Source organism: Micromonospora sp. NPDC005163 (genome assembly GCF_053599835.1).
In genome coordinates this window covers 1-26,655 of record NZ_JBSFYP010000080.1, presented here as the reverse complement: position 1 = coordinate 26,655, position 26,655 = coordinate 1, and the positions used below count along the sequence as shown (strand labels likewise).

The following is a 26,655-nucleotide window of genomic DNA, read 5'->3' as shown; positions in this document are numbered from 1 at the left end:
GTGCCCGCGCGGCCACCGCCACCGGCGGCGGCGTGCTGGCGACCGGTGGCGGCAGGGCCCCCGCTGGTCGTGGCGGGGCCGCCGTTGGTTGTGGCGTGACGGCCGGTGGTCGTGGCGTGGCCGCCGCCTCCGGGGCCGCCGTGGGCAGGGCCGGCACGGCGGCGAGGATGCCGAGGCAGTGCACGAGCACTGCGAGGGCTCTGTGGTGTCGTGTCGATGCAGGCATACGAACGAACCTCCGGAGCCGACGCTAGGGGCGCGCTGCCTCCGTGCGGGTACGAAGTCGGGAAGCCGGCCCGGGCCGTCGCCGCCTCGGCTAGGGTGCCCCCACCTGACGGCTTGAGCACACCCGGCAGCCGGTCCTGGTCGGTAAACCTGGCGGCGGGGATAGATTGGCCAGGTGCGTATCGCTCGTTTCGCTCATGCCAAGGGAATGTCGTTCGGGGTCGTCGAGGGCGAGCCGGAGGCCGGGCCGCAGGGCCTGACCATCGCCGAGATCGAAGGCCACCCGTTCGGCAAGCTCTCCTTCAGTGGGGCCCGCTGGGCCCTCTCCGACGTCCGACTGCTCTCGCCGATCCTGCCCAGCAAGGTGGTCTGCGTGGGTCGCAACTACGCCGACCACGCCGCCGAGCACGGCAGCGAGGTGCCCAAGGAGCCGTTGCTCTTCCTCAAGCCGTCCACCTCGGTGATCGGTCCCCGGGACGCGATCCGGCTGCCGATCTTCTCCAAGCAGGTGGAGCACGAGGCGGAGCTGGCGGTGGTGATCGGGGCGCCGGGGGCGCGCCGAGCCGACCGGGCCGCCGCCGAACGCGCCATCTTCGGCTACACCTGCGCCAACGACGTCACCGCCCGTGATCTCCAGCGCTCCGACGGGCAGTGGACCCGGGCCAAGGGCTTCGACTCGTTCTGCCCGATCGGGCCGTGGATCACCACCGGTCTGGACGTCTCCGACCTGGAGATCCGGTGCGAGGTGGGCCGCAACCCGGAGGAGATGGAGGTACGCCAGCTCGGCCGGACGAAGGACATGGTCTTCGACGTGCCCGGCCTGGTGTCGTACATCTCGCACGTGATGACGCTGCTGCCCGGCGACGTGGTGCTCACCGGCACGCCGGCAGGGGTTAGCCCGCTCGTCGAGGGGGATGCGGTCACCGTGCGGATCGAGGGCATCGGGGAGCTCACCAACCCGGTGGTCCCGGTCGCCTGATCCGTCCGATGCCCCTGTTTCCGCAGCTCACGGGCGGTTCGGGGGGATCGGATTTGGCCTGCCGGCACCGGGAGGGTAATGTTCACTCCCGGCGCCGCAAGGGGCCAATGGGGTATGGGGTAATTGGCAGCCCGACTGATTCTGGTTCAGTTAGTCTAGGTTCGAGTCCTGGTACCCCAGCGCAGCTGGGATTCGCGAGAATCCCGGACGCTGGATTCTGACGGAGTTCGACTCCGCCCCCGCGGGGGCGGAGGGTGGTCTCTGGTAGAGTGCAGCTCCTCCGCCCTCGAGGGTGGAGGAGCAGAAGTGGTTCTGGCCCCGTCGTCTAGTGGCCCAGGACGCCGCCCTCTCAAGGCGGTAGCGCCGGTTCGAATCCGGTCGGGGCTACATCTGTGCACAGCCCGTCTCACCTGGTGAGGCGGGCTGTTTCGTGTCCACCTCGCGCGCCCCGCCGGGCCCGCACCCCATGCTGCCCCCCGCATACGGTGCCGCTAGACTACAGCCGCACCGCTCGCGAGGGCGGTGAAGCAGGAAAGTTCTGGCCCCGTCGTCTAGTGGCCCAGGACGCCGCCCTCTCAAGGCGGTAGCGCCGGTTCGAATCCGGTCGGGGCTACAAACCGAAGGCTCGTCTCGCTCCGCGAGGCGAGCCTTCCTGCATACCCAGTCCCACCCCCCGCCCGCGTCCCCCTCCCGCCCCCTCCCGTCCGCGTGATCAAGAGCTTTGCGTCATGCCACGCCGGGTGGACTGACGCAAACCTCTTGATCACGCCGGCGGGGGGTGGGGCCGGGGCGGGGCCGGGGTCGGGCCTGGGTGGGGTTAGAGGCCGGAGAGGCGTTGGCCGGCTCTCACCACGGCCATGGCGTGGCGTTCGCCGGGGCGGCGGCCGAGGCGCTCGATCGGGCCGGAGATGCTGACGGCGGCGATCACTCGGCCGGTGCGGTCGCGGATCGGGGCGGAGACGCTCGCCACACCGGCCTCCCGCTCGGCCACGCTCTGCGCCCAGCCGCGGCGCCGTACCTCGGCCAGGGTGCGGCCGGTGAACTTGCTGCGTGGCAGCAGCGGCATCACCGCCTCCGGCGGCTCCCAGGCGAGCAGGATCTGGGCCGCGGACCCGGCGGTCATCGGCAGCACCGACCCGACCGGAACGGTGTCCCGCAGGCCGCTGGCACGCTCCGCCGCCGCCACGCAGATGCGCTCGTCGGCGCGGCGCAGGTAGAGCTGTGCGCTCTCGCCGGTGGCGTCGCGCAGCGCGGCCAGCAGCGGTTCGGCGGCGGTCAGCAGGACGTCCGGCGCGGCGTTGGCCAGCTCGCCCAACCGCGGGCCGGGACGCCAGCGACCCTGGGTGTCCCGGACCAGCATCCGGTGAATCTCCAGTGCCTGTGCCAGCCGGTGCGCGGTGGCCCGGGGCAGCTTCGTGCGCTCAACGAGTTCGGCCAGGCTGGCGCCGTCGACACAGGCGGCCAGGATGACCACCGCCTTGTCGAGAACGCCGACACCGCTCATACTGTGTCCCACAAGCCGAAACTTACCTCCCAGAATTTAGGATGTCCAGATGGTGGGAGTCACTCCTCAGCCGAGGACCCTGGCCGAGAAGGTCTGGGACGCGCACGTCGTACGGTCCGCCGCTGGTGAGCCGGACCTGCTCTTCATCGACCTGCACCTGCTGCACGAGGTGACCAGCCCGCAGGCGTTCGACGGGCTGCGGCTCGCCGGTCGCCGGGTGCGCCGTACCGACCTGACGCTCGCGACCGAGGACCACAACACCCCGACCGGGTACGCCGATCCGGCGTTCCGGTCCCGCCGTGGTGACCTGCTCACCATCGCGGACCCCACGTCCCGGACGCAGATCGAGACGCTGCGCCGCAACTGCGCCGAGTTCGGCGTGCGGCTGCACCCGCTCGGCGACGACAACCAGGGCATCGTGCACGTGATCGGCCCGCAGCTCGGGCTCACCCAACCGGGCCTGACCATCGTCTGCGGCGACTCGCACACCGCCACCCACGGCGCGTTCGGCGCGCTCGCCTTCGGCATCGGCACCAGCGAGGTGGAGCACGTGCTGGCCACCCAGACGCTGCCGCAGAGCCGGCCGAAGACCATGGCCGTGAACGTCACCGGCCGGCTCGCCCCGGGGGTCACCGCCAAGGACCTGGTGCTCGCGCTGATCGCCCAGGTCGGCACCGGCGGCGGTCGCGGGCACATCGTCGAGTACCGCGGCGAGGCCATCCGCGCCCTCTCGATGGAGGGGCGGATGACGATCGCCAACATGTCCATCGAGTGGGGCGCCAAGGCCGGCATGATCGCGCCGGACGAGACCACCTTCGCGTACCTCAAGGGTCGGCCGAACGCGCCGCAGGGCGCGGACTGGGACGCGGCGGTCACGTGGTGGCGGACGCTGCCCACCGACGAGGGCGCGCGCTTCGACGCCGAGGTGACCCTGGACGCCAGCCAGGTCACCCCGTTCGTCACCTGGGGCACCAACCCCGGTCAGGGCGCGCCACTGAGCGCGCCGGTGCCGGACCCGGAGGAGTTCGCCACCGACTCCGAACGTGCCGCGGCCCGCCGGGCGCTGGAGTACATGGACCTGCGCGCCGGCACGCCGCTGCGTGAGCTGCCCATCGACGTGGTCTTCGTGGGTTCCTGCACCAACGGCCGCCTGGAGGACCTGCGGGCCGCCGCCGACGTGCTGCGCGGCCACACGGTCGCCGACGGGGTACGGATGCTCGTGGTGCCCGGCTCCGCCGCGGTGCGGGAGGCCGCCGAGGCCGAAGGGCTGGACAAGGTCTTCGCCGATGCCGGCGCCGAGTGGCGGTTCGCCGGCTGCTCGATGTGCCTGGGGATGAACCCCGACACGCTGAAGCCGGGCGAGCGCTCCGCCTCCACCTCCAACCGCAACTTCGAGGGCCGTCAGGGTCCGGGCGGGCGTACCCACCTCGTCTCCCCGCCGGTCGCCGCCGCCACCGCCGTGGTCGGCCGGCTGGCCGCCCCCGCCGACCTGTAGAAGGGACCGAGGAGATGGACAAGTTCACCACCCACACCGGCACCGCCGTGCCGCTGCGGCGTTCCAACGTGGACACCGATCAGATCATCCCGGCCGTGTACCTCAAGCGGGTGACTCGGACCGGCTTCGCCGACGGACTGTTCAGTGCCTGGCGCGAAGATCCGGCATTCGTGCTCAACGATCATTCGTATTCCGGGGCGTCGATCCTCATCGCCGGTCCGGAGTTCGGCACCGGATCCTCCCGCGAGCACGCAGTCTGGGCTCTCCGGGACTGGGGCTTTCGCGCAGTCGTGGCCCCGGGCTTCGGCGACATCTTCCGCGGCAACGCACTCAAGGAGGGTCTGCTGCCGGTCGAGTTGGCATTGAAAGCCGTCGAAGAACTGTGGGGCCTCGTCGAGGCGGATCCGAGCACTCCGGTGACCGTCGACCTGACCGCTCGCCAGCTCCGGGCCGGGGACGCCAGCTGGTCGTTTCCGCTGGACGACTTCAGCCGGTGGCGGTTGCTGAAGGGCCTGGACGACATTGGACTCACCCTTCGGCACGCCGCCGACATCGACTCCTACGAGGCGGGCCGACTGCCGTTCCTGCCCTCGGTGGCATAGCCGTACGCCCGACCGCACACCGGATTCCGCCCCCATCGGTCCAACCGGTGGGGGTGAATCCGTTGCGACACAAGGGCTTTTTTCCACCGAATGTTTGTGTCCCGGCAGCACAGGGCATACCGTGCGCGCAGAATGGCTCGCGTCGAGTCAGTTGCACAATCGGGAGGAAGTCGTGAACAAGGCCGAGCTCATCGAGGCGCTCGCTGTTCGCCTGGGGGACCGAAAAACGGCGACGGCCGCGCTCGACGCGGTCCTCACTGAGGTCCAGGCGGCGGTCACCAAGGGCGAGAAGGTGGCGATCACCGGATTCGGAGCATTCGAAAAGCGTGTGCGTGGCGCGCGAACAGCGCGCAACCCGCGTACCGGCGAGGCGGTGAAGGTCAAGAAGACATCTGTCCCCACCTTCCGCGCCGGCGCCGGATTCAAGGAGATGGTGGCCAGCGGCAAGGTGCCGAGGGCCACGGCGGCGGCGAAGAAGACCGCCACCACCACGGCCAAGACCGCCGGCACCAAGGCGGCGGGCACCAAGGCAGCGGGCACCAAGGCGGCGGGCACCAAGGCCACCGCGGCCAAGGCGGCCAGCAAGAAGACCACTGCGGCCAGCAAGAAGACCACTGCGGCCAGCAAGAAGACCGCCCCGGCCAAGGCGAGCAAGACCGCCACGGCCACCAAGGCGGCCAGCAAGAAGACCGCCCCTGCCAGGGCGAGCAAGACCGCCACGGCGACCAAGGCGGCCGCCAGCAAGAAGACCGCCCCGGCGAAGAAGAGCGCCGCGGCGACCAGGTCCACCGCGGCGAAGAAGACCACCACGGCGGCGAGCAAGAGCACGGCGGCGAAGAAGGCCCCGGCCAAGAAGGCCCCGGCCAAGAAGGCGGCCAGCAAGCGCTGACCGACCCGCAGGAAAGGGCGTCCACCCGTGGGGTGGGCGCCCTTTTCGGCGTAGCCCGGACCGTTGACCGGACGGGCCGGCACGCGCAGAATCGCCGTGCCGGCCCCCCTTTGCCGGCCCGCCGACGGGAAGAGGGCGCCGGTGCGCTACCGCCAGCTCACCACCGGATGGCTCGCGCTGGGCGTCATCCTGCTCATCGACGTGCTGCGGGTGTGGCTGCCCGGCATCATCACCATCTTCGGCCAGGCCGCGTCCACCCCGGCCGAGCTGATGGGCGCGTTCGCCCTCGGCTGGTTCGTGCTCGCGCTGGCCGCACCGGCGCTGGTCCGCCGGGTGGGCGCCCGCCCGGTCACCGTCGCCGCTGCCGTTGTGCTGGCCGCCGCCCGGCTCGCGCTCACCGCCGCTCCGGGCGGGCGTACGCAGCTCTGGCTGGCCACCGCCGGGCTGTTGGCCGGGCTGGTCTGGCTGGTCGGCGTCGCCGCCGCCACCGACCGACCGGTGCCCGGGCTGGCGCTGGGGTTGGCGGCCAACGCGGCCGCGCACGCGGTGCTGGACACGTATGACCTGGTCTGGCGGGGTGACTGGGTGGCCTGGCTGCTCAGCGCCGTCGCGGTGGCGGTGTTCCTGCTCGGCACGGCGCTGCCGTCCGTGCCCGCCGGCCCCGGTGGCGCCAGGGCCTGGCTGCTGGCCGGGCCGGCACTGCTGCTGGCCGGGATGGTGGCGCTCAGTCCGGCGCTGGCCCGGACCGGAACCTCGTACCTGGTCGCGGGGGACGGCGTGGCCCGCTCGCCGCTGTTCGGGCTGGCCCCGCTGCCGGTGGCGGTCGCCGGATTCCTGCTGGCCGCACTGGTCGGTGCGCCCCGGCGGTGGGGTCGGGCACTCGGACCGGCGGCACTGCTGGCCGGTGCGCTGCTCTTCGCGCTGGACCGGGGCGATCTGCTCGTCGCGGCCGTCCTGCTCACCGCCGTCGGTCTCGGCGCCTGCCTGGCCCACACCGACGACGCCGGCCGCGTCGAGGGCGCGGAGGACAGCGTGCGGTGGGCGGGCCGTCGGGGATACGCGGTCGCCGTCGGCATGCTCGTCTTCGTGCTGGGGGCGGTCGGGTACTACTCCGCCTACGACCTCGGCTACCCCAACGGCGCGGTGCCGGTGGTGGTCGCCGCGCTGGTCGCCGTCGTGGCCCTCGCCGCCCGTCCCGTCGGCCGCCCGGCCCCGGCACCGTTGCCGCCGTTGCGGACCACGGCCGCGGTCACCGCGCTGGCTCTGCTGGCGCCGCTGCTCGCCGACGAGGTGCCGGTGGCCGACAACCGGGACGGCCCGCCGGAGCGGCTGACCGTGGTGGCGTACAACGTCCGGATGGGTTTCGGGCTCGACGGGCGGTTCGACCTGGCCGGGCTGACCGCCGCCGTCGACCGGCAGCGGCCCGACGTGGTGCTGCTCAGCGAGGTGGACCGGGGCTGGCTGCTTAACGGCGGCCACGACACCCTGGACCTGCTGGCCGACCAGCTCGGCATGCCGTACTTCTTCGGGCCGGCCGCCGACCCCGTCTGGGGCGACGCGGTGCTCAGCCGTTGGCCGGTGACCGATCCGCGGACCCTGCCGCTGCCCGCCGTCGGGGCGCCCACCGGTGCGCAGGCCCTCGCCGTCACCCTGGACCTCGGTGCCGGCGTTCGCACCGCGGTCGTCAGCACCCACCTGCAACCGCCGCCCCACCGGGGTCCGGTGGTCCAGGCCCGCGCGGTCGCCGACTTCGCCACCCGGTACGCGGCCGGCCGGCCGCTGGTGGTGGCCGGCGACCTGAACACCGAACCGGGTGACGAGGCGTTCGGGCAGTTCACCGCGGCCGGTCTAGTCGACGCGTTGGCGGCCGCCCGGCCGCTGGCGACCAGTCCGGCCGACGATCCGCGCCAGCAGATCGACCACGTCTTCGTCTCACCCGGCCTGGCACCCACCGGCCCGGTCGCGCCGCGTGGCACGTCCAGCGACCACCTGCCGGTCGCCGTCACCCTCACGGCCCGCTGACCCGCCGGCTCAGGGCGGCCGCGGCCTACAGGCGGTCCGCAGCGAGCATCCGGTCGGCGGTGAAGGCGAGCAGCCAGCCGCCGCCCTTCGGCGTGGTGAAGTCCTCGTCGGCGCGGCCGGACAGCTGCTCCAGGGCGCCCGGCAGCACCTTGCCCTGCCCGCACACCGCCACCCGCCCGCCGCCGGCCAGCTCCAGCAGCCGGGCGGCGGTGGCGAGGACCTGCTCGTCGAGCTGCTGGCCCGGCTGCGGCTCGTCCAGGTCGCCGCAGATCTCGATCGGCAGGTCGAGCAGCGCGGCGGCCGGGTCCAGGGTCTGCACACAGCGGCGCGGCGACGCCGACACCAGACGGGCCGGCCGGACCAGGGCGACCAGCCCGGCCAGCGCCTGCGCCTGAGCCCATCCCTCGGCGTCCAGCGGCCGTCCGGTGTCGGGGCCGGTCCAGGTGGCCCGCTTGCCGGCGTGCCCGTGCCGGATCAGCGCGATCGTCCCGGTCACCGGTGGCAGCGCGGCGAACGCGCCCAGCACCTCAGCGTCGTGCGGGTAGCTGACCAACCGGATCGCGTCGTCCACGGCGAGCCAGCGCACGTCGTCCACCTCGGTGCCGGGCTGGAAGCCGCCGGAGCCCATCGCGAGCATCGACCAGTAGTCGACCAGCTTCGGCTGGCCCTCGCTGCGGTAGCGCACCGACGGCAGCCGCACCTGCGGCACGCCCCGCACGTCGGACTCCTCGGCCAACTCGCGTACCGCCGCGACCAGCGGGTGCTCGCCCGGCTCCAGCTTGCCCTTCGGCAGCGTCCAGTCCCCGTAGCGCGGGCGGTGCACGACGCAGACCTGCACACCGTCGGCGGACGGTCGCCAGGCCACCCCACCGGCCGCCCGGATGCCGGTCACGGCAGCCATCGGGTCCGCCGTCGCCGGGTTGCCCGGTGCCAGGCGGCGGGGAAGCGGGCACGCATCCGGCGTACCGTCTCGCGTTCCCGTTCGGCCAGCCGACCGGCGGTGACCGCCAGCTCGTGGTCGTCCGGCCGGTCGGCGGCGAGGGCCAGCCAGGTGTCCGCGGCGACGGCGGCGTCCTGGTGCTCGCCCAGCACATCCTGGACCCCGGCAAGGGCGCGAGACAGCCGGCGCGCATCCTTGCCGAGCGCCGGGGCGACCGCGTTGACCGCGTACCGGGCCTGTTTGCCCTCCTTGCGCACGGCGTGCCAGCGGTCGTCCGGCGCCAGCGGGTCGAGGCCGTCGACGCCGTCCGGCCCGGTCAGTTGTCGCCAGGCGCGTGCCACCAGCCCGGGCAGCGCCCGCGCGGCCGGGGCGGCCGCCCGGCGGGTGAGCCGGGGGGCGCGGGCGGCCAGCACCAGGGCGTCCACCAGGGCCAGGTAGCGCGCCGAGCGCAGCGCCTCGTGGACCGCGGCCAGGGCCTGCCGCTGCCGTTCGGCGAGCGCCTCGTCGAGCCGGTCCACCGCGCGCGGGTCGAGTGGGCTGAGCGGATCGGTGGTCGCGGTGCGCCGCAGCCGGTCGCGCAGCACCTCGGCGTCGCGGGCCGCGCCGAGCACGCCGGCCAGCCAGCGCAGCTCAGCCCGCAGCGGGCGGGACCAGCTCCTGCGGACCAGCGGCGCGAAGGTGCGCAGGTCGGTGCGGAGCCGCCGGCAGGCGACCCGCATCTGGTGGACGGCGCTGTCACCGCCGCCGCCCGGGGCGTGCAGCCGCACCAGCGGGTCGTGCGCGAGCAGGCGGCGTACCTCCTTTCGGACCGCCTCGGTCACCACGTCCCCGGCGCTCGGGTCGGCCGGCAGCCCGGACGGCGCGACCAGGTCCGGCTCGGCCTGTGCCGCCGCGCCCAGCGCCCGCACGTGCTTCGGAATGAACGCCCCGTGCCGCGCGCCGGCCTCCCGCAGAACCACGCCGATCCGGTCCAGCAGTTCGCGGTCGCCGGCCTTGAGCTCCGCCTCCAGCTCGCGGAAGGTGTCGGTGGTGGCGCCGGCGTCGTCGAGCACGGTCACCCGGTCGTCCACCACCTCGGCGAGCACCGTGCCGGCGCCGTCGCGCACCTCGTGGGCGTGCCGGACCGTACGCACCACCGTCACCGGCGCCAGCGGCGCGCCCCGGTGCAGGGCGGTGACCAGCTCCACCAGCTCCGGCGGCGGTTGTCCGACCGGCCCGGGACGGGAGATCTCGTGCCGGACACCGGGCGTCGACGTGGGCAGCTTCACCGTCCAGGGCAGATCGTCGCCCCGGCGGTGGCGCAGCGAGGCGCCGGCCCGGGCAAGCCGCAGGTCGACGGTGTCGAGGTAGCGGGCGACCAGCGTCACCGGCGGCAGCGCGCGGACCTCGCCACCGGCCGGGGAGGTGGCGGACAGGTCCGGCAGCACGTAGGCGTCGTCCACCTCGTGCTTCTGCTCCTCCTCCACCATCAGGTCAGCCTATGCCGCGACCCGGTCAGCCGGCGGTGCCACCGACCCGGTGCAGCAGCAGTTCCTGGAGATGCTCCCGGGTCTCCTCGTCCCCGCCGGCACGCCGGCTCCAACAGCCGTCACCGGCCAGCTCGAACGCGTCCACGTCGGGGCTCATCGCCATGGTCAGCACCCGGTCCAGCTCGGCTCGGGCCACCGGGTCGCTCACCTGCACCAGCGCCTCCACCCGCCGGTCCAGGTTGCGGTGCATCAGATCCGCCGAGCCCATCCAGAACTCGGCGTTGCCGTTGTTGCCGAACCGGAAGATGCGGGAGTGCTCCAGGAACCGGCCGAGGATCGAGCGGACGCGGATGTTCTCCGACAGCCCCGGCACCCCCGGACGCAGCGTGCACATTCCCCGGATGAGCAGGTCGACGTGCACGCCGGCCTGGGAGGCCCGGTACAGCGCGTCGGTCACGCCCTCGTCGACCAGCGAGTTGACCTTGAACTGGACGAGACCGGGCATGCCCAGCCGGACGTGCGAGATCTCCCGCTCGATCCGCTCGATCAGGCCGCTGCGGATGCCCTGCGGGGCGACCAGCAGCCGCCGGTACGCGGTCTGCCGGCTGTAGCCGGTGAGCACGTTGAACAGGTCGGTGAGGTCGGCGCCGACCTCCGGGTCGGCGGTGAGCATGCCGAAGTCCTCGTACAGCCGCGCGGTCTTCGGGTGGTAGTTGCCGGTGCCGATGTGGCAGTAGCGGCGGATCTGGTTGCCCTCCTGCCGGACCACCAGCGCGGTCTTGCAGTGCGTCTTCAGGCCGACCAGGCCGTACACGACGTGACACCCGGCGCGTTCCAGGGTGCGCGCCCAGCCGATGTTGGCCACCTCGTCGAAGCGGGCCTTCACCTCCACCAGCACCACCACCTGCTTGCCGGCGGCGGCCGCGTCGACCAGGGCGTCGACGATCGGCGAGTCGCCGCTGGTGCGGTACAGGGTCTGCTTGATGGCCAGCACGTTCGGGTCGGCGGCGGCCTGCTCGATGAAGCGCTGCACGCTGGTGGCGAACGAGTGGTACGGGTGGTGCACCAGGATGTCCCCGTCGCGCAGGGTGGCGAAGACGCTGCGCGGCACCTCACCCTCGGCGAGCCGGGGATGGGTGGCCGGCACGAACGGCGGGTCCTTGAGGTCCGGCCGGTCCGCCTCGCCGTAGACCTGCCAGAGCGCGGAGAGGTCCAGCAGCCCGGGGACCCGCAGCACGTCCTGGTCGTCCATGTCCAGTTCCCGCACGAGCAGGTCCAGCATGTGATCGGAGATCGACGCGGCCACCTCCAGCCGGACCGGCGGGCCGAACCGACGCCGCGCCAGCTCCCGTTCCAGGGCCTGGAGCAGGTCCTCGTCGCGGTCCTCGTCGACCTCCACCTCGGCGTTGCGGGTGACCCGGAAGAGGTGACACTCGACCACCTGCATGCCGCTGAACAGCTGCCCCAGGTGCACCGAGATCAGGTCCTCCACCGGCACCATCCGCACGCCCGGCTGGTCCCGGTCCACGCGTACGAAGCGGGGGACGTTGTTGGGCACCTTCACCCGGGCGAACAGCTCCGAACCGCCGTCCGGGTCGCGGACCGCCACCGCCAGGTTCAGCGACCGCCCGGAGATGTACGGGAACGGGTGCGCCGGGTCCACCGCGAGCGGGGTCAGCACCGGGAAGATGTGCTCCCGGAAGTAGGTGCGCAGCCGCTCCCGCTCGGCGTCGCCCAGGTCGCCCCAACGCAGGATGCGGATGCTTTCGTCGGCCAGCTTGGGCAGCACGTCGTCGACGAAGCACGCGGCGTGCCGGGCGACCAGCTCGGCGGTCCGCTCGGCGATCAGCTCCAGCTGGGTCCGCAGGGGCAGCCGGTCGCCGCCGCGTACCGGAAGGCCGGCGGAGAGCCGTCGCTTCAGCCCCGCGATCCGCACCATGTAGAACTCGTCGAGGTTGCTGGCGAAGATGGCGAGGAACTTGGCCCGCTCCAGCAGCGGGGTGCGCTGGTCCTCGGCGAGCGTGAGCACCCGGGCGTTGAAGTCGAGCCACGACAGCTCCCGGTTGAGGAACCGGTCCTCCGGCAGTGGCGCGGGAACCGGCGGTTCGTCCGGCTCGCCGCCGGCCGGCCGTCCCTCGGGCCTGGTCGGCCGCAGCCCACCGGCCGCCGGGCCGTCCGTCTCGGTGGACGAGACGGCGGAGTCGAGGACCTCGTCCAGCCCGGAGGAGGCCGCGGCCGGGTCGGTGTCGTGCGCGTCGGCGCGGGCGGCGCCGGCCCGCTCGGCGCGGACCTGCCGGAATCGGCCGTCGCCGCCGCGTGTGCGGGCGCCGTTGCGGGGGACGGCTGGGTCGGTGGCGGGCGTGCCGGCCGGGTGCTCGCGAGGGGTGCTCACCCGCTCATAATCACCCGATCCGGGTTAACGCAAAATGAACTTGGCCTCGCCGGTTCAGCTCATCGTCGGCAATGTCACCCGGACGACCTCGCCGTCTGAATCCGTGTCGACGCGAACCCGCTGGCCGAGCCGGAGCAGCCGCAGCCCGGAGGCGTCGAAGGCCCGGGCGGGAAAGCGCAGCTCGGTGCCGTCGTCGAGCAGCAGAACTCCGCTGCGCGTCGCCGCGTCGTAGCTGGCCACCGTGCCTTGCATGCTTGGCACCGTACACCGGCGGGTCAGCCCGCGGAGCGGGCCGGGCAGCCGGCGGCGAGCAGCGCGGCGGTACGCGGTCCCAGCCCGAGCCGGGCGGCGGCGGCCAGGTCGGCGGCGGTGTCCACGTCCCGGCGCAGGCTGGGCCAGTCGCCGTTCAGGGGCAGCGCCCCGCTGGCCGTGTGCGCCGCCGCCGAGCCCATTCCGAACCGCGGGTCCAGGGCGATGCCCGGCGGCGCCGTGAGCAGCACCGTGCCCTCGCCCGGTGCGTCCGGCACGAACCGGCGTACCCGCGCTCGGCCGGCCCGCGCCGCGAGCAGCGCGCCGGCCAGCTCGGCCGGGCGCAGCGCCGGCAGGTCGGCGGTGAGCCCCGCCACCCACCCGGCGGGCACGCCCGCCGCGCCGTGCCGGAACGCGGCGTTCAGACCGGCGTCCGGCTCGTCGGGTCGCACCCGCGCGCCGGCGGTCCGCGCCGCCACCGCCACCCGGGCGTCGTCGGTCACCACCAGAACCTCGGCGACCGCCGGGCAGGCCAGCACCGCGCGGAGCGTGTCGGCCGCCAGCGCCAGCGCCAGCTCCTCGTGCGGTACGCCGGAAAGGGCGCCCCGCAGCCGGCTCTTGGCTGCGGTCAGACGCTTCACCGGCACGACCACGGCCCACCCCGGTTGACTCACGTCGGCAATCCTGCCAGCCGGACGGCGGGACCCTCGCTGGCCGTACCGGGGGCGAGCAGGCATGATTTCCGCTGCGGGCGTCGTGAACGGGGTTCGCGGCGGGGTCGGGCGGGACGAGGAGGCACAGTGGCACGGCGGAGGCTGGGGTTCTGGCAATGGTTCGCCGTGGCGCTGGTGAAGCCGGTGATGACCGTCTGGACCCGGCGCACGTGGCGCGGCATGGAGCACCTCGGCCGGGACGGCGGCGTCATCATCGTCGCGAACCACATCTCGCACGCCGACCCGCTGGTCTCCGCGCACTTCATCTTCGACTCCGGGCGGTGGCCGCAGTACCTGGGCAAGGCCAGCGTGTTCCGGGTGCCGGTGGTCGGCTGGATCCTGCGCCGGTGCCGGCAGATTCCGGTCGAGCGGGGCACCGTGGACGCGGTCCGCTCGCTGGACGCGCTGGTCGCCGCGCTCGACGAGGGCGGCGCGGTGGTGATCTACCCGGAGGGCACCACCACCCGGCAGCCGGAGCTGTGGCCGATGAAGGCCAAGACCGGCGCGGCCCGGTTGGCGCTGGCCACCGGTGCGCCCGTGGTGCCACTGGTGATGTGGGGGCCGGAGCGGATCTTCGACCCGCGGACCACCCGGCTCAGCCTGCGTCCGCGGATCCCGGTGACCGTGGTCGCCGGCGAACCGGTCGACCTGAGCCGGTGGGCGGACGCCCCGCCGACGCGAGCCACTCTCGAGGGGATGTCGGACGCCATCATGCTGCGGCTGCGGGACATGCTCGCCGAGATCCGTGGCGGCACCCCGCCGCCGCTCTGGGAACGGCCGGCCCGACCGTCCGCCGAGCGCCAGCAGGGTGGTGTCGCGTGAACGGGCACAGCACGGGCCACGTCGCGGTGCTCGGCGCCGGCTCCTGGGGCACCGCGTTCGCCAAGATCCTCGCCGACGCGGGGCGGGACGTGACGGTGTGGGCGCGGCGCGCGCCGGTGGCCCAGAGCATCCGCACCGAGCGCCGGAACCCGGAGTACCTGCCGGACCTGCTGCTGCCGGCCCGGGTCACCGCCACCCACGACGCGGTCGAGGCGATCACCGGCGCCGAGCTGGTGGTGCTGGCCGTGCCGTCGCAGACCCTGCGCGGCAACCTCGCCGAGTGGGCCGGGCACCTGCACCCGGACGCCACCCTCGTGTCGCTGATGAAGGGCATCGAGCTGGGCACCACCAGCCGGATGAGCGAGGTCATCGTGGAGACCGCCGGTGTGGCTGCGGACCGCGTGGTCGTGGTCTCCGGTCCGAACCTGGCCCCGGAGATCGCCGCCGAGCAGCCGGCCGCCACCGTGGTCGCCGGAACGAACAGCCACCGCACCACGCTCGTGCAGGCGTCGATCCGGACTCCCTACCTGCGCCCGTACACCAATGACGACGTGATCGGCTGCGAGCTGGGCGGGGCGGTCAAGAACGTGATCGCCCTGTCGTACGGCATCGCCACCGCGATGGGCTTCGGTGACAACACTCGGGCCATGTTGATGACCCGCGGGCTGGCCGAGACGGCCCGCCTGGGTGTGGCGCTCGGCGCGGACCCGATCACCTTCGCCGGCCTGGCGGGCATGGGCGACCTGGTCGCCTCCTGCTCGTCCCCGCTGGCCCGGAACCGCACCTTCGGGGAGCATCTGGGCCGGGGCGAGACGCTGGAGCAGGCCCAGGCCGCCACCCGGCAGACCGCCGAGGGCGTGAAGAGCTGCCTGGCGATCCGCGACCTGGCGCGGGCGCACGGTGTCGAGATGCCGATCACCGAGCAGGTCGAGCGGATCTGCCACGAGGGGATGGATCCCCGCCTCGCCGTGGACACCCTGATGAGCCGGACAGCCAAACCCGAGTCGTACGAGTGAGGACCCGATGAGCGATCTGGGAGACGGCACCCGCTGTGTGCACGCCGGGCTGCCCGAGCCGGCACCAGGTGACCCCTTCCTGCCCGGGCCGGTCTTCGCCGCGCCGTACCACCTCGACCCGTGGCAGGGCCCGGCCGGCTCACCGAACGGCTACGGCCGCCCCGACAACCCCACCCGGCGGCTGCTGGAGTCGGCCGTGGGTGAGTTGGAAGGCGGCGACTGCCGGGTCTTCGCCACCGGTCAGGCGGCCATCACCGGGGTGCTGTTGACCCTGCTGCGCCCGGGGGACACCGTGGTGCTGCCCACCGACGGATACTTCCCGGTCCGGGCGTTCGCCACCGATGTGCTGGAGGCGATCGGCGTCCGGGTGCTGTTCGTCCCGACCGTCGGGCCGTACCCGTCGCTGGAGGGCGTCCGGCTGGTGCTGGTGGAGACCCCGGCCAACCCGGGCCTGGACGTGGTCGACGTGGCCGCCCTGGCCGAACGGGCGCACGCCGCCGGCGCACTGCTCGCGGTGGACAACACCACGGCGACCCCGCTCGGCCAGCGTCCGCTGGACTTCGGGGCCGACCTGGTGGTCGCCTCGGGTACGAAGGCGCTCACCGGCCACTCCGACCTGCTGCTGGGCTACGTGGCCAGCCGGTCCGCCGAACTGATCGAGGCGGTGACGCGCTGGCGTACCACCACAGGTTCGGTGCCGGGCGCGTTCGATGCCTGGTTGGCCCACCGCTCGCTGGGCACGCTCGACCTGCGGCTGGCCCGGCAGAGCGCGAACGCCGCCGCGGTCGCCGATCTGCTCGCCGGCCGGCCGGACGTGACCGGCCTGCGGTGGCCGGGGCGTACCGACGACCCGGCGTACCCGGTGGCCTCGGCGCAGATGCGCCGGATGCCGGGGGTGCTCTCGTTCGACCTGGGCGACGCCGACCGGGTGAGCCGCTTCGTCGAGGCTGCCCGACTGGTGGTGGCGGCCACCAGCTTCGGTGGCCTGCACACCACCGCGGACCGGCGGGCGCAGTGGGGCGACGACACCGCCCCCGGCTTCGTTCGACTCTCCTGCGGGGTGGAGGACACGGTCGATCTGGTGGCCGACATCGCCGCCGCGCTGGACACCGCCGGACGGGCCTGAGATATCGTGTCGGCGGCCCGCACCGGCGGGCCGCGACCGGAGGAGGTGAGTCCGATCCGTCAGTCGACAGGACCGGCGCTTCCTCCCGTGTCCCCGCCGCGGTAGCGGCCACGGGAGCGCCGGTGAGCGTTTCCCGGAGGTATCCCATGGCAGCACCGTTTTCCACCGACCGGCCGGCCCTCGTGCACCGGCTGCGCACCGCCGGCTGCGTCTACGCCGAGGACGAGGCCGACCTGCTGCTGGCTGCGGCCGACACCCCGGCGGCGTTGGCCGACCTGACCGAGCGTCGGGTGGCCGGCGAACCGCTGGAGCATCTGCTCGGCTGGGCGGAGTTCTGCGGTCTGCGGATCGCCGTCGCCGCGGGCGTCTTCGTGCCTCGGGGGCGCACCGCGCTGCTCGTCGAGGCGGCCGCCGCGGTGACCGGTCCGGCGCCGGCCGTGGTCGACCTCTGCTGCGGCTCCGGGGCCACCACGGTCGCGTTGGCGCACCGGCTCGCGCCGCGCTGGCTGGCCGCCGCCGACATCGACCCGGCGGCCGTGGCGTGCGCCCGCCGCAACCTCGCCGGACTGGCCGCCGAGGTGTTCGAGGGTGACCTGTTCGCGCCGTTGCCCCCGCACTGGAGGGGCCGTTTGGACCTGGTGGTGGCCAACGCCCCGTACGTGCCGACCGCCGCGGTGGCGCTGATGCCCGCCGAGGCGCGGCTGCACGAGGCCCCGGTGGCCCTCGACGGCGGGCCGGACGGGCTCGCCTTGCTGCGCCGGGTGGCCGCCGGCGCGGTCCGGTGGCTGGCGCCCGGTGGACACCTCGCGGTGGAGGTCAGCGCCGGGCAGGCGGACACGCTCTGCGCGGCGTTCGACGCCCTCGGTCTCGAGCCGAGCGTGCGGCACGACGAGGACCTGGATGCCACCGCCGTGACCGCCCGCCGCCCGGCCTGAACCCGCCCGCCGCCCGGCCTGAACCCGCCCGCCGCCCCGCCTGAACCCGCCCGCCGTAGCCCGCTGACCACGGCCCGCTGACCGCCTCCGCGGCCCGGGCACGTGGCGTCGCTCAGCCCATCGCAGCGGCCGGCCCTCGTCGGAGGGCGCGGGCTGGCCGTACCCCTTGTTCGTCCTTTGCTCTGCTTCAACGGGCGCAACAGAAAGACACCCACAGTGTCGCGCCGGTTGAAGCAGAGCAAAGGATGCGCGGAAGCACCTCGGGGGCACCGGGACAGCAGCGCGGGCAGCAGAGCAGTCCGGCAGCGGAGCCGCCAACGAACGGCACCGAGGCGAAGTCCCGCGACATGCGACCTCGCCGCGATCAGCGATGCCAGCGGGTGTCCCCACCCGGCCGGGGAGGCCGGGCGTGGCGGGGGAGCGGTGTTGGCACTAGCCTCGGCTCACACTCATGACGGCGGAGGGCGGTTTCGGTGGGCAGCGCAGGGGTGCCGGTGGTCGTCGGGCTGGACAACGGCGGGACCAGCAACAACGCCACCGTGCTGACGGTGGACGGCCGGTTCCTGGTGGACGGTCTGCTGGAGATCCCCAGCGAGGTGCGGGCCGGCCCGGACGCCGCGATCGAGGCGCTGGCCCGGGCGCTGGACGGCGCTCTGGCGCAGACCGGCGTGCCCCGCGAGCTGGTCCGGGCGGTGGGGCTGGACACTCCGGGCCCGGCCAGTGCCACCGGCGTCATCTCGTCGCGTGGCTCGACCAACTTCTCCCAGCCGGCCTGGCGTGGCTTTGACGTGCGGGGCGCGCTGGAGCGGCGGCTGGGCCTGCCGGTGGTCTACCACAACGACGGCAACGCGGCCGCGCTCTACGCCCACCACGTGTACTTCGGCGCCGAGGCGATGAACCGGTCGTCGGTCTCCGCGATCGTCGGCACCGGCCTGGGCGGCGGCGTTGTCGAGGGCGGGCGCGTGATCGCCGGCGCGGCCGGGATGGCCGGCGAGCTGGGTCACGTGCACATCCCGCTGACCGGGCTGCTCGGCCCGGAGCAGCCGGAGCCCACCTGCGCCTGCGGCTTCACCGGGGACGTCGAGAGCGTCGCCTCGCTGACCGGCATCGAACGCAACCTGCTGCCGTACTGGCTGACCCGGTACCCCGACCACCCGCTCGCCGCCGAGCCGGTCGCCCGCGCGGCGAAGCTGGTCCGCGGCTACGGCGAGCAGGGGGACCCGCTGGCCCGGGACCTCTTCACCCAGCAGGCGATGGCGCTGGGTCGGCTGTTCACCGTGGCGGCCAACTTCACCGACCCGCACGCGTACTTCGTCGGCGGTGGGGTGGTGGAGGCGGCGCCGGAGTTCCGCGACTGGTTCCTGGCGACCGTCCGCGAGCACACCGTGCTCCGCGAGGAGCAGGCCGCCGTGGCCACCTTCGCCCTGGTGCCGGAGCGGGACATGGCCGGCGCCCGGGGCGTGGCCATCGCCGCCCTGGAGGCACTGCGCGCCGTACCGGAGTCCAGCCCGCTGGTCGCGTGAGCCGCCGGTCAGCGCCGGGGCGGGGCCTGGGCGAAGGCGGTCCAGGCGGCCGGCGGGAAGAGCAGGGCCGGGCCGGTCGGGTCCTTGGAGTCGCGGACGGCCACCAGCCGCGGGATCGCGGCCACCTTCACGCAGGCGCCCTGGTCGCCGCTGCGGCTGCTCTTGCGCCACGCCGCCGCGGCCAGCGCCGCTGTGATCGTCGGTGTCATGTCCTACCGTCCCTTCAGGAGTGTCAGTAGCTGCTTGCGGCTGTCCGCCGGGCTGAGCGCCACGCTCCGCAGGTGCTCCATGATCTTGGTGCAGGTACGCGTTTCGCCGGCACGGTCGAGGATCATCTGGCCGGCGACGGTCTCCACCGAGGCGATGATCGGGTCCTCCGGGTCGGCGAACTCCAGGATGTGCAGCGAGCCCCGGGTGCCCCGGTGGTAGCCGGCCGAGAGCGGGATCACCTGGACGGAGATGTTCGGCAGCTCGGCCATCTTCACCAGATGGCGCAACTGCCCGTCCATCACGGACTGGTCGCCGACCGGGCGGAGTAGCGCGCCCTCGTCGATGATCGCGTCGAGGATGGGCGGGTCGTCGCCGGTGAGCCGCTGTTGCCGATCGAGGCGGACCTTGACCCGCTGCTCCACCAGGTCGTCGCCGAGGGTGTGCGGGCCGCCGCGCATCACCCCACGGATGTAGTCGGCGGTCTGCAGCAGGCCGGGCACCACCGAGGGCTCGAAGTTGGCGATGGCGGTGGCCTCGGCCTCCAGAGCGATGAAGTCGATGGTGCGCGGGTCCAGCAGGTAGGAGTACGACACCCACCAGCCCGGCTTGCGGGCGTCCTTGGCGAGCTGCACCGCGGCGGCCACCTCGTCGGCGCCCACCCCGTACGAGGTGAGCAGGGCGCGCACGGTGGCCGGGCTGATCAGTGTCTGCGCGTTCTCGTACCGCGAGAGGGTGCTGCGGGTGCTGTTGATCTCATCCGCGGCGGTCTCGAGCGTCAGCCCGGCGGCTTCCCGGTGGTGGCTCTACACGTGTCAATCTGTCATCGCGTCCTCACTGCCGGTTGTCGTGGCGACGGTGGCGGTGAGCGACCGGAGGGGATGGGGCGCGCGGCGATCGGGTTTCTCCCCCGTACCCGATCGTCGCGTGCCACCGCCATCCCGGCCCGCCGGAAGGAGACGACGTGCGTACCGGTCCGGAGCCCCCCGCCGTACACCGGACGGCCGACAATGACCCGCTTCCTGGTGGTGCTCACCGACGTGCGTGCCGTCGAGGGCATCGAGCGCAACGAGCGGACGGCACCCGAGCGGCGCCGGCAGGTGGTCGGTGCCAGCAGTCGGGAGGCCGCCGACCGGATCGCCGGCGCGTTCATGGCCCTGGGCATGGTGCGGGCCGGCCGCCAGCGCGTGAAGGTGATCGCCGTCGGTCGCCGGCACGCCCGGGACTGACGCGCCAGCACCGGCCGGCGTCGCGCCGCCGGTCAACATCCCATCACGCACCGTATATCCTCTGTTGACCGATTGCCGTGTCGAGCCGCGGCTCGCCGGGTATCGCCTCGCCCTACCGCCACGCACAGTAAGGTCAACCGGGTGAGCGCCATCGGCGAGCACGACCAGCCGCAGTCGCGTACGAAGAGGTGACCGGAGTGACCACCCCAGGCAAGACCCGCGTGGCGATCGTCTTCGGCGGCCGCAGCCCGGAGCACGGCATCTCCTGCGTCAGCGCCGGCAGCGTGTTCGGCGCGCTCGACCCCGACGAGTACGAGGTGGTGCCCGTGGGCATCACCCGGGCCGGCCAGTGGGTGCTGACCAACGGCGACCCCGCGCAGCTCGCGATCAACTCCCGCCAACTGCCCGAGATCACCGCCGAGTCCGGAGCGGACATCGTGCTGCGTGCCGACCCGACCGGCAACGGGCTGATGGTGCTCGACCCGACCGAGGGCCCTCGCGCGCTGGCCGACGTGGACGTGGTCTTCCCGGTGCTGCACGGCACGTACGGCGAGGACGGCACCATCCAGGGAATGCTGGAGATGGCCGGCATCCCCTACGTCGGGGCGAACGTGTTCGCCTCCGCCGCCGCGATGGACAAGGAGTTCACCAAGAAGCTCTGCGCGGTCGAGGGCATCCCGGTCGGCCCGTACGCGGTGCTGCGCAACGGGATGACGCTCAGCGACCAGGACCGGGAGCGGCTCGGCCTGCCGGTCTTCGTCAAGCCCTCCCGGGCCGGCTCGTCGTTCGGCATCACCCGGGTTACCGACTGGGCGCAGCTGGACGAGGCGGTCGCCACCGCCCGGCAGTTCGACCCGAAGGTCATCATCGAGGCCGCGATCGTCGGCCGCGAGATCGAGTGCGGCGTGCTGGAGGGGGAGGCCGGCGGTTCGCCGGAGGCGTCCGTGCTGGCCGAGGTGCGCGTCGTCGCCGACCACGACTTCTACGACTTCGAGGCGAAGTACCTCGACGACTCCTGCGAGTACGACATTCCGGCCGGGCTCCCGGAGAGGGTGACCCGCCAGGTGCAGGAGTACGCCGTCCGCGCGTTCACCGCGCTGGACTGCGCCGGCCTGGCCCGGGCCGACTTCTTCGTCACCCCCGAGCTGGACGTCTACCTCAACGAGATCAACACCATGCCCGGGTTCACGCCGACGTCGATGTTCCCGCGCATGTGGGCGGCGTCCGGCCTGGAGTATCCGAAGCTGGTCAACCGCCTGATCCGCACCGCCCAGCGGCGCGGCGTCGGCCTGCACTGAGCCGTGGCCGCCGGCCGGCCCGCGACGCCCCGCTCAGGCGGAACGTCGTCGGGTCAGGCCCGGCAGCCGGCGGGAACGTCGCCGCCGGAGGGCACCGAGGCGACGATCGCGCTGGAGACCGGCGCCACCCACTGCAACGGCTGCTCGAAGGAGCGTGGGACGCGCACCGTCACCGGCGTCTCCCGGTCGACCGCGGTGAGCACGGTTGCGTCGTCCTGCTCGACGGAGTGCCAGCAGACCCGGTTGACCGTCCAGACCTCGTCGGTGGGCGGGATGGCCGGCTCGGTGCCGCCGCAGGCCACGGTGATCGCGGGATCGCCGTACGCGGCGTTCTGCTCCGGACCTGCGGTGACCGGGCGCTGCGCCCGGTCGCGGATGGTCGGCGGCAGTTGGGAGAGCAGGGCACGGCACACCGTGGCCGGGCGGGCGGCCAGCGCCGGGGCGGCCATCTCCACCGGAGCGGTGGACTGCACCCGGGCGGCGGTGGGGCTCGGCGCGGCGGCCGGCTCGGCCGGGGAGAGCCTGGTGAAGGCCAGCACGGCCACCAGCAGCGTGACCGGCAACGCGATCAACGTGGCCAGCAGGGCCGCGCCTCGGATGGTCCGGTCCCGGCCAGCCGGCGCGTCGCCGGCCGGCTCGGCCGGCTCGCGGATACCGTCAGCCGGCTCGGGCGTACCGTCGCGCGTCCCGTCGAGCCGGTCGTCGTTCTCAGCGGCGGAGGAGGTAGCCATCTCGTCCACTTACAGCCGCACCACCGAACACGTGAGGGTGCGAGTGATGCCGGGCACCATCTGCACCTTGCTGACAATGAGTTTCCCGAGCTCGTCGACGGTGTTCGCCTCGGTGAGGACGACCACGTCGTACGGCCCGGTGACGGCGTCGACGCGTACCACGCCGGCAAGGTCCGCGATGAGACCGGCCACGTCACGTGCGCGGCCGACCTCGGTCTGGATGAGGATGTACGCCTGTACCACGACTCGACCTCCGTCCGTCGCCGCCCAGGGGCGGCCCGAAGGGTGAAACTACCTTACGGACCAGGTCTGATCCCTATCGGTGGTCAAGGAGCAGCAGTGAGCGAGCACGGCGGTGCCGGGCAGAACGTACGGAACGCCGGCGGTGTCGCCAGCGTGGGCGGGATCGGCGAGTTCGGATTGATCGGGCGGATCACCGCCCGCCTGTCGGTCGGACCGACGACCCTGCTCGGCCCAGGGGACGACGCGGCGGTGGTGGCCGCCCCGGACGCCCGGGTCGCCGCCTCCACCGACGTGCTGGTCGACGGCCGGCACTTCCGGCGGGACTGGTGCTCCGCCCGGGACGTCGGACACCGGGCCGCGGCGGCCAACCTGGCTGACATCGCCGCGATGGGCGCCACACCGACCGCCCTGCTGGTCGCCCTCTGCATGCCGGCGGACCTGGAGACCAGTTGGGCCGAGGAGTTGGCCGACGGGCTGGCCGCGGAGGCGGCCACGGTCGGCGCGAGCGTGGTCGGCGGGGACATGTCGTCCAGCCCGACCCTGACCGTCGCGGTCACCGCGCTGGGCGACCTCGGCGGCCGTCCGCCCGTGGTGCGCTCCGGCGCCCGCCCCGGTGACGTGCTGGCCCTGGCCGGCCGCACCGGGTACGCGGCGGCCGGCCTGACCGTGCTCACCCGCGGCTTCCGCACCCCCCGGCTGCTGGTGGAGGCGTACCGGAGGCCGCAGGTGCCGTACTCGGCCGGACCGCAGGCCGCCAGGCTCGGCGCCACCTCGATGATCGACGTGTCGGACGGGCTGCTCGCCGACCTCGGGCACGTGGCGGCGGCCAGCGGGGTGGCGATCGACGTGCGCCGGGACGCGTTCGAGGTGCCCCGGCAGATGGCCGACGCCGCGCAGGCGCTCGGCGTCGACCCGTACACCTGGATCCTGGCCGGCGGCGAGGATCACGCGTTGGCCGCGACCTTCCCCCCGGCGGTGGCGTTGCCGGCGGACTGGCGGGCGATCGGCCTGGTCACGGCCGGTGCCGGGGTCACCGTCGATGGCGGCCCCTACGAGGGGCCGAGGGGCTGGGACCACTTCCGGTGAGGTCCCGCGCCCGCCGTACCCTGGATACCGTGAGTGAGATCGAGATCCGGGTGGTGCGGTTCGACGCGCCGGTGGCGCAGCAGTTGATCCGCGACGCGCTGGCCGACCTCGGCGCCCGCTACGGCGGTACCGGCGACGACACCCCGGTGGACGCGGCCGAGTTCGTGCCGCCGGACGGCGCGTTCCTCGTCGCCTACCTGGCCGGCGAGCCGGTCGGCTGTGGCGGTTGGCGCAGCCACGGCGCGGACACCGCAGAGCTGAAGCGGATGTACACCGCCCCGGCGGCCCGTGGGCGGGGCGTTGCCCGGAGGGTGCTGGCGGCCGTCGAGCGCTCGGCCCGTGAGCAGGGCCGCAAGCGGATGGTCCTGGAGTGCGGGGACAGGCAGCCCGAGGCGATCGCCATGTACAACTCCGCCGGCTACGAGCAGATCCCGAACTTCGGCTTCTACAAGGACGCGGAGGGCTGCGTCTCCTTCGGCCGCACCCTCTGACCCGGACGGTCGCCGACCGAGCGCCCGGTGGCCGACGTTCAGCCGGTGGTGATCCGGATCTGGGCGGCGGCCCGGGCGGCCGCCGCGGTCGCCTCGGCCGGGTCGGCGCCCCAGGCCAGCACCTGGCCGCTGCGCCGCGCCGACGAGGTGACCTCGGCCACCCGGTCACCCACCGTCACGCCCACCCCGACGTCCAGCACGCCGGGCACCCGGCTGGCCGCGCGTACCCCGTCCACGGCGGTGACGGCGCCGGGCGGAGCGAGCAGGAACTCCACGGCCGCCGCGCCGCGCGGGCCGGCCGGCAGCGCCGGGCGTTCCCCCCGGAGCGTGCGCAGGTACGCGGCGACGAAACCGCACTCGTAGGCAACCGAGATCAGTACGGCGATCAGGTCGCCGGGGAGCCGGGCGGCGCACTCCACCAGCGCCGGGCCGGCGTCGGTGCGGATCCACTCGCTGTGCAGCACGCCGGTGCGGAAGCCGGCGGCGCCGGCAAGCCGGGTGGCCACGTCGAGCAGCTCCCGTCGGGCGTCCTCGGGCAGCGCGGACGGCACGGTGTGCCCGGTCTCCACCGGCCGCCCACCGGCCAGCACCCGCTTGTCGGTGACGTTGCAGAAGCGCACCTCGCCCTCGGAGATGAGCAACTCCACGCTGTGCTCGGTGCCGGTCAGCACCTGCTCGGCGAGGACCGCGGTGGGCAGGCCTTCGGCGATGGCGTCGGGCGGCGTCTCCGGATCGGCGCTGGCGGCCCAGGCGGCGGCGACCAGCGCCGAGTCGGTGACGATCTGCACGCCGAGGCTGCCCGCGCGGCGGGTGGGCTTCAGCACGCAGCGCCCGCCCTGCCGGTGGGCGAACCCGGTCGCCTCGGCGGCCGTGTCGACCACCGCGAACGCCGGGTTGGTCAGGCCGGCCGCCGCGGCGAGCAGCCGCATCCGGTGCTTGTCGGTGAAGATCTCGGCGGCCTGCACACCGGCGCCGGGCAGGCCGAGGGCGTCGGCCAGCCGGGCCGCGGCGAGCACGCCGTACTCCTGACCGGGCACCACCAGCCGCGCGGCGGTCAGCCCCGGTTCCCGGGCCAGCAGCGCCGCCGCGTCAAGGCCGGTCTGGTACTCGGCCGCCACCACCCGGGAGACGAACGGCAGCGCGGCGCAGCGCCGCTCAACGTCACGGCGGCGGATGAGGTCGGGTTCCTCGACCACGACCACGCTGCCGGCGGGCAGCAGGTCGCCGAGCCCGCGCAGCAGATCCAGCGCGAAACCCACCATGACCATCTCGTCCCGGCTCAGGTCCAGCTGCACCCGTCACCCCTTCACCCGGGCCGGACCGGACGGCCGGCGCAGCGCGACCCTAACCGGGCGGGCGGCCGGGGCGGCCGCCGCGTCGCGTAGTCGTCAGCGACCCTGGCGCGGACACGACAGAGCCGGCGGACCCGTAGGGGTCCGCCGGCTGAGCCGTACGAGAAGGTGGGTGCTACCGCGTCAGGCGCGGGTGACCTTGCCGGCCTTGATGCACGAGGTGCAGACCTGCAACTTCTTGGTGTTGCCGCCACCGGCCGGGGTACGCACCGACTGGATGTTCGGGTTCCAGCGGCGGTTGGTCCGCCGGTGCGAGTGGGACACGTTGTGGCCGAAGCCCGGTCCCTTGCCACAGACGTCGCACACGCTAGCCACGGGATACTCCTGGGATTGAAACGTTCATGAGGTCGCCGGCAGGCGCTGCCCGGGCAACCTGGTCAGGTTACCCGATGACCCGCCGACCCGGCCAACCGGCCCGGTCGGGCGATCGCCCGCGGCTCGGCCGGCAGGTGCTGGTGCGCCCGTCCGCCGGGTGGTGGGCCGGTCCGGCGGCAACAATACCCGAGGCCACCGTCCCGGCCGCCCGAGCCGGGATCGGCGCCGGAGCCGGGGCGAACGGACACGCCGGACGAGTCCGACGGCTGTCGGCGTGCGCCAGTAGGCTTCTGGCCGTGCTGGACACCCTCGACGCCGCCGCGGTCCGCCGGTGGTGTGCGACCGGGCTGACCGCGCTGAAGCGCCACCAGGGCGAGATCGACGAGCTCAACGTCTATCCGGTGCCCGACGGCGACACCGGCACCAACCTGGTGCTCACCCTCACCTCGGCCCAGCAGGCCCTTGCCATGGACCTGGACACGCTCCCCGACAGCGGTCCGACCGCGCACGGGCACGCGTTGCGGCTGATGGCCCAGGGCGCGCTGCTCGGCGCGCGCGGCAACTCCGGGGTGATCCTCTCGCAGATCCTGCGCGGCTTCGCCGACGCGGCCGCCGCCGTGCCGTCCGTACGCGGCCGGGAGCTGGCCGCCGCGCTGCGCGCCGCCACCGTGGCCGCGTACACCGCGGTCGCCCGGCCGGTGGAGGGCACTCTGCTCACCGTGGTCGGCGCGGCCGCCGCCGCGGCCGAGCGGGCGGACAGCGACGACCTGCCGGTGGTGGCCCGGGCCGCCGCGCGGGCGGC

General features: G+C 73.8%; 26 protein-coding genes, 3 tRNA genes and 2 pseudogenes. 18 read left to right on the top strand and 13 right to left on the bottom strand.

Annotation, left to right across the window (positions count from 1 at the left end):
• Nucleotides 1-226: pseudogene (locus ACWD6N_RS32990) on the bottom strand (hypothetical protein); the annotation flags it as partial.
• Between the two features lie 174 nt (nucleotides 227-400).
• On the opposite strand from ACWD6N_RS32990, the gene ACWD6N_RS32985 reads away from it, so the two are divergent.
• The 4 genes from ACWD6N_RS32985 (at nucleotide 401) to ACWD6N_RS32970 (ending at nucleotide 1,817) form a co-directional block, all read left to right on the top strand.
• Nucleotides 401-1,204 (top strand): fumarylacetoacetate hydrolase family protein, encoded by an 804-nt coding sequence (locus ACWD6N_RS32985; RefSeq protein WP_354966972.1) that lies wholly within the window; start codon nucleotides 401-403, stop codon nucleotides 1,202-1,204.
• Nucleotides 1,205-1,312: 108 nt separating this feature from the next.
• Nucleotides 1,313-1,384, top strand: a tRNA-Gln gene (locus tag ACWD6N_RS32980).
• A gap of 134 nt (nucleotides 1,385-1,518) precedes the next feature.
• Nucleotides 1,519-1,591 (top strand) — tRNA-Glu (locus ACWD6N_RS32975).
• A 153-nt stretch (nucleotides 1,592-1,744) separates the two neighbouring features.
• Nucleotides 1,745-1,817 (top strand) — tRNA-Glu (locus ACWD6N_RS32970).
• Between the two features lie 204 nt (nucleotides 1,818-2,021).
• Here ACWD6N_RS32970 and ACWD6N_RS32965 read toward each other — a convergent pair.
• Nucleotides 2,022-2,708: an IclR family transcriptional regulator gene (locus ACWD6N_RS32965; protein WP_036374687.1), complete on the bottom strand. Its 687-nt coding sequence runs from the start codon at nucleotides 2,706-2,708 to the stop codon at nucleotides 2,022-2,024.
• Between the two features lie 49 nt (nucleotides 2,709-2,757).
• On the opposite strand from ACWD6N_RS32965, the gene leuC reads away from it, so the two are divergent.
• The 4 genes from leuC (at nucleotide 2,758) to ACWD6N_RS32945 (ending at nucleotide 7,716) form a co-directional block, all read left to right on the top strand.
• A complete protein-coding gene (gene leuC, locus ACWD6N_RS32960) occupies nucleotides 2,758-4,203 on the top strand; it encodes a 3-isopropylmalate dehydratase large subunit (protein ID WP_354966971.1) in 1,446 nt (481 codons plus the stop codon).
• 14 nt (nucleotides 4,204-4,217) lie between these two features.
• Nucleotides 4,218-4,805, top strand: coding sequence for a 3-isopropylmalate dehydratase small subunit (leuD, locus tag ACWD6N_RS32955; RefSeq protein WP_354966970.1), 588 nt, complete (start codon nucleotides 4,218-4,220; stop codon nucleotides 4,803-4,805).
• 172 nt (nucleotides 4,806-4,977) lie between these two features.
• Entirely contained in the window at nucleotides 4,978-5,694 is a 717-nt protein-coding gene (locus ACWD6N_RS32950) for an HU family DNA-binding protein (RefSeq protein ID WP_354966969.1), read from the top strand.
• A gap of 141 nt (nucleotides 5,695-5,835) precedes the next feature.
• Nucleotides 5,836-7,716 carry an endonuclease/exonuclease/phosphatase family protein gene (locus ACWD6N_RS32945; RefSeq protein ID WP_354966968.1) on the top strand — a complete coding sequence of 627 codons (1,881 nt, stop codon included), beginning with the start codon at nucleotides 5,836-5,838 and terminating at the stop codon, nucleotides 7,714-7,716.
• Between the two features lie 25 nt (nucleotides 7,717-7,741).
• Here ACWD6N_RS32945 and ACWD6N_RS32940 read toward each other — a convergent pair whose 3' ends face one another.
• The 5 genes from ACWD6N_RS32940 to cofC are packed head-to-tail and all read right to left on the bottom strand — an operon-like array spanning nucleotide 7,742 to nucleotide 13,440.
• Nucleotides 7,742-8,617: an NUDIX hydrolase gene (locus ACWD6N_RS32940; RefSeq protein WP_354966967.1), complete on the bottom strand. Its 876-nt coding sequence runs from the start codon at nucleotides 8,615-8,617 to the stop codon at nucleotides 7,742-7,744.
• Complete coding sequence (locus ACWD6N_RS32935; protein WP_354966966.1) at nucleotides 8,605-10,125, bottom strand: CYTH and CHAD domain-containing protein; 1,521 nt, start codon at nucleotides 10,123-10,125, stop codon at nucleotides 8,605-8,607. Before ACWD6N_RS32935 ends, ACWD6N_RS32940 begins: the two co-directional genes overlap by 13 nt.
• A gap of 25 nt (nucleotides 10,126-10,150) precedes the next feature.
• Nucleotides 10,151-12,517: an RNA degradosome polyphosphate kinase gene (locus ACWD6N_RS32930; RefSeq protein ID WP_354966965.1), complete on the bottom strand. Its 2,367-nt coding sequence runs from the start codon at nucleotides 12,515-12,517 to the stop codon at nucleotides 10,151-10,153.
• A 54-nt stretch (nucleotides 12,518-12,571) separates the two neighbouring features.
• Nucleotides 12,572-12,769, bottom strand: a complete 198-nt coding sequence (locus tag ACWD6N_RS32925; RefSeq protein ID WP_354966964.1) for a cold-shock protein — start codon at nucleotides 12,767-12,769, stop codon at nucleotides 12,572-12,574.
• Between the two features lie 23 nt (nucleotides 12,770-12,792).
• The gene (cofC, locus tag ACWD6N_RS32920) at nucleotides 12,793-13,440 is read right to left on the bottom strand and encodes a 2-phospho-L-lactate guanylyltransferase (RefSeq protein WP_354966963.1); all 648 of its coding nucleotides are present in this window, start codon (nucleotides 13,438-13,440) and stop codon (nucleotides 12,793-12,795) included.
• A 126-nt stretch (nucleotides 13,441-13,566) separates the two neighbouring features.
• On the opposite strand from cofC, the gene ACWD6N_RS32915 reads away from it, so the two are divergent.
• The 5 genes from ACWD6N_RS32915 (at nucleotide 13,567) to ACWD6N_RS32895 (ending at nucleotide 18,901) form a co-directional block, all read left to right on the top strand.
• Nucleotides 13,567-14,301: a lysophospholipid acyltransferase family protein gene (locus ACWD6N_RS32915; RefSeq protein ID WP_354966962.1), complete on the top strand. Its 735-nt coding sequence runs from the start codon at nucleotides 13,567-13,569 to the stop codon at nucleotides 14,299-14,301.
• A complete protein-coding gene (locus ACWD6N_RS32910; RefSeq protein ID WP_354966961.1) occupies nucleotides 14,298-15,317 on the top strand; it encodes an NAD(P)H-dependent glycerol-3-phosphate dehydrogenase in 1,020 nt (339 codons plus the stop codon). Before ACWD6N_RS32915 ends, ACWD6N_RS32910 begins: the two co-directional genes overlap by 4 nt.
• A 7-nt stretch (nucleotides 15,318-15,324) precedes the next feature.
• Nucleotides 15,325-16,443 (top strand): cystathionine gamma-lyase, encoded by a 1,119-nt coding sequence (locus ACWD6N_RS32905; protein WP_354966960.1) that lies wholly within the window; start codon nucleotides 15,325-15,327, stop codon nucleotides 16,441-16,443.
• 146 nt (nucleotides 16,444-16,589) lie between these two features.
• A complete protein-coding gene (locus ACWD6N_RS32900) occupies nucleotides 16,590-17,378 on the top strand; it encodes a putative protein N(5)-glutamine methyltransferase (RefSeq protein ID WP_354966959.1) in 789 nt (262 codons plus the stop codon).
• Between the two features lie 473 nt (nucleotides 17,379-17,851).
• The gene (locus tag ACWD6N_RS32895; RefSeq protein ID WP_387326997.1) at nucleotides 17,852-18,901 is read left to right on the top strand and encodes an ROK family protein; all 1,050 of its coding nucleotides are present in this window, start codon (nucleotides 17,852-17,854) and stop codon (nucleotides 18,899-18,901) included.
• Between the two features lie 8 nt (nucleotides 18,902-18,909).
• On the opposite strand, the gene ACWD6N_RS32890 is transcribed toward ACWD6N_RS32895, so the two are convergent.
• Nucleotides 18,910-19,110 carry a DUF397 domain-containing protein gene (locus ACWD6N_RS32890; RefSeq protein ID WP_450005974.1) on the bottom strand — a complete coding sequence of 67 codons (201 nt, stop codon included), beginning with the start codon at nucleotides 19,108-19,110 and terminating at the stop codon, nucleotides 18,910-18,912.
• A 3-nt stretch (nucleotides 19,111-19,113) separates the two neighbouring features.
• Nucleotides 19,114-19,908: pseudogene (locus ACWD6N_RS32885) on the bottom strand (helix-turn-helix domain-containing protein); the annotation flags it as partial.
• A 210-nt stretch (nucleotides 19,909-20,118) separates the two neighbouring features.
• Between ACWD6N_RS32885 and ACWD6N_RS32880 the strand changes: the two are divergent.
• Nucleotides 20,119-20,337, top strand: coding sequence for a hypothetical protein (locus ACWD6N_RS32880; protein WP_354966956.1), 219 nt, complete (start codon nucleotides 20,119-20,121; stop codon nucleotides 20,335-20,337).
• A gap of 197 nt (nucleotides 20,338-20,534) precedes the next feature.
• Complete coding sequence (locus tag ACWD6N_RS32875; RefSeq protein WP_354966955.1) at nucleotides 20,535-21,635, top strand: D-alanine--D-alanine ligase family protein; 1,101 nt, start codon at nucleotides 20,535-20,537, stop codon at nucleotides 21,633-21,635.
• 53 nt (nucleotides 21,636-21,688) lie between these two features.
• Here ACWD6N_RS32875 and ACWD6N_RS32870 read toward each other — a convergent pair whose 3' ends face one another.
• Together ACWD6N_RS32870 and ACWD6N_RS32865 are read right to left on the bottom strand one after the other, a co-directional pair.
• Complete coding sequence (locus tag ACWD6N_RS32870; RefSeq protein ID WP_387326999.1) at nucleotides 21,689-22,366, bottom strand: DUF3515 family protein; 678 nt, start codon at nucleotides 22,364-22,366, stop codon at nucleotides 21,689-21,691.
• Between the two features lie 9 nt (nucleotides 22,367-22,375).
• Entirely contained in the window at nucleotides 22,376-22,609 is a 234-nt protein-coding gene (locus ACWD6N_RS32865; protein WP_013284547.1) for an Lrp/AsnC ligand binding domain-containing protein, read from the bottom strand.
• Between the two features lie 153 nt (nucleotides 22,610-22,762).
• Between ACWD6N_RS32865 and ACWD6N_RS32860 the strand changes: the two genes are divergently transcribed.
• A complete protein-coding gene (locus tag ACWD6N_RS32860) occupies nucleotides 22,763-23,695 on the top strand; it encodes a thiamine-phosphate kinase (protein WP_354967063.1) in 933 nt (310 codons plus the stop codon).
• A 29-nt stretch (nucleotides 23,696-23,724) separates the two neighbouring features.
• Nucleotides 23,725-24,186 carry a GNAT family N-acetyltransferase gene (locus ACWD6N_RS32855; protein ID WP_354966953.1) on the top strand — a complete coding sequence of 154 codons (462 nt, stop codon included), beginning with the start codon at nucleotides 23,725-23,727 and terminating at the stop codon, nucleotides 24,184-24,186.
• A 38-nt stretch (nucleotides 24,187-24,224) separates the two neighbouring features.
• Here ACWD6N_RS32855 and ACWD6N_RS32850 read toward each other — a convergent pair whose 3' ends face one another.
• Together ACWD6N_RS32850 and rpmB are read right to left on the bottom strand one after the other, a co-directional pair.
• The gene (locus tag ACWD6N_RS32850) at nucleotides 24,225-25,481 is read right to left on the bottom strand and encodes an ATP-grasp domain-containing protein (RefSeq protein ID WP_354966952.1); all 1,257 of its coding nucleotides are present in this window, start codon (nucleotides 25,479-25,481) and stop codon (nucleotides 24,225-24,227) included.
• 180 nt (nucleotides 25,482-25,661) lie between these two features.
• Entirely contained in the window at nucleotides 25,662-25,853 is a 192-nt protein-coding gene (rpmB, locus tag ACWD6N_RS32845) for a 50S ribosomal protein L28 (RefSeq protein WP_007456456.1), read from the bottom strand.
• A 296-nt stretch (nucleotides 25,854-26,149) separates the two neighbouring features.
• On the opposite strand from rpmB, the gene ACWD6N_RS32840 reads away from it, so the two are divergent.
• Nucleotides 26,150-26,655, top strand: a 506-nt coding sequence (locus ACWD6N_RS32840; RefSeq protein WP_450005971.1) for a DAK2 domain-containing protein, incomplete at its 3' end; no start/stop codon positions are given.

What these genes read in the sequence shown, in the direction of transcription:
- ACWD6N_RS32965 (WP_036374687.1), bottom strand. Translation starts at nt 2,708, where the DNA reads ATGAGCGGTGTCGGCGTTCTCGACAAGGCGGTGGTCATCCTGGCCGCC.
- ACWD6N_RS32905 (WP_354966960.1), top strand. Translation starts at nt 15,325, where the DNA reads ATGAGCGATCTGGGAGACGGCACCCGCTGTGTGCACGCCGGGCTGCCC.
- ACWD6N_RS32870 (WP_387326999.1), bottom strand. Translation starts at nt 22,366, where the DNA reads ATGGCTACCTCCTCCGCCGCTGAGAACGACGACCGGCTCGACGGGACG.
- ACWD6N_RS32940 (WP_354966967.1), bottom strand. Translation starts at nt 8,617, where the DNA reads ATGGCTGCCGTGACCGGCATCCGGGCGGCCGGTGGGGTGGCCTGGCGA.
- leuD (WP_354966970.1), top strand. Translation starts at nt 4,218, where the DNA reads ATGGACAAGTTCACCACCCACACCGGCACCGCCGTGCCGCTGCGGCGT.
- ACWD6N_RS32890 (WP_450005974.1), bottom strand. Translation starts at nt 19,110, where the DNA reads ATGACACCGACGATCACAGCGGCGCTGGCCGCGGCGGCGTGGCGCAAG.
- ACWD6N_RS32935 (WP_354966966.1), bottom strand. Translation starts at nt 10,125, where the DNA reads ATGGTGGAGGAGGAGCAGAAGCACGAGGTGGACGACGCCTACGTGCTG.
- leuC (WP_354966971.1), top strand. Translation starts at nt 2,758, where the DNA reads ATGGTGGGAGTCACTCCTCAGCCGAGGACCCTGGCCGAGAAGGTCTGG.
- ACWD6N_RS32900 (WP_354966959.1), top strand. Translation starts at nt 16,590, where the DNA reads ATGGCAGCACCGTTTTCCACCGACCGGCCGGCCCTCGTGCACCGGCTG.
- ACWD6N_RS32925 (WP_354966964.1), bottom strand. Translation starts at nt 12,769, where the DNA reads ATGCAAGGCACGGTGGCCAGCTACGACGCGGCGACGCGCAGCGGAGTT.
- ACWD6N_RS32880 (WP_354966956.1), top strand. Translation starts at nt 20,119, where the DNA reads ATGACCCGCTTCCTGGTGGTGCTCACCGACGTGCGTGCCGTCGAGGGC.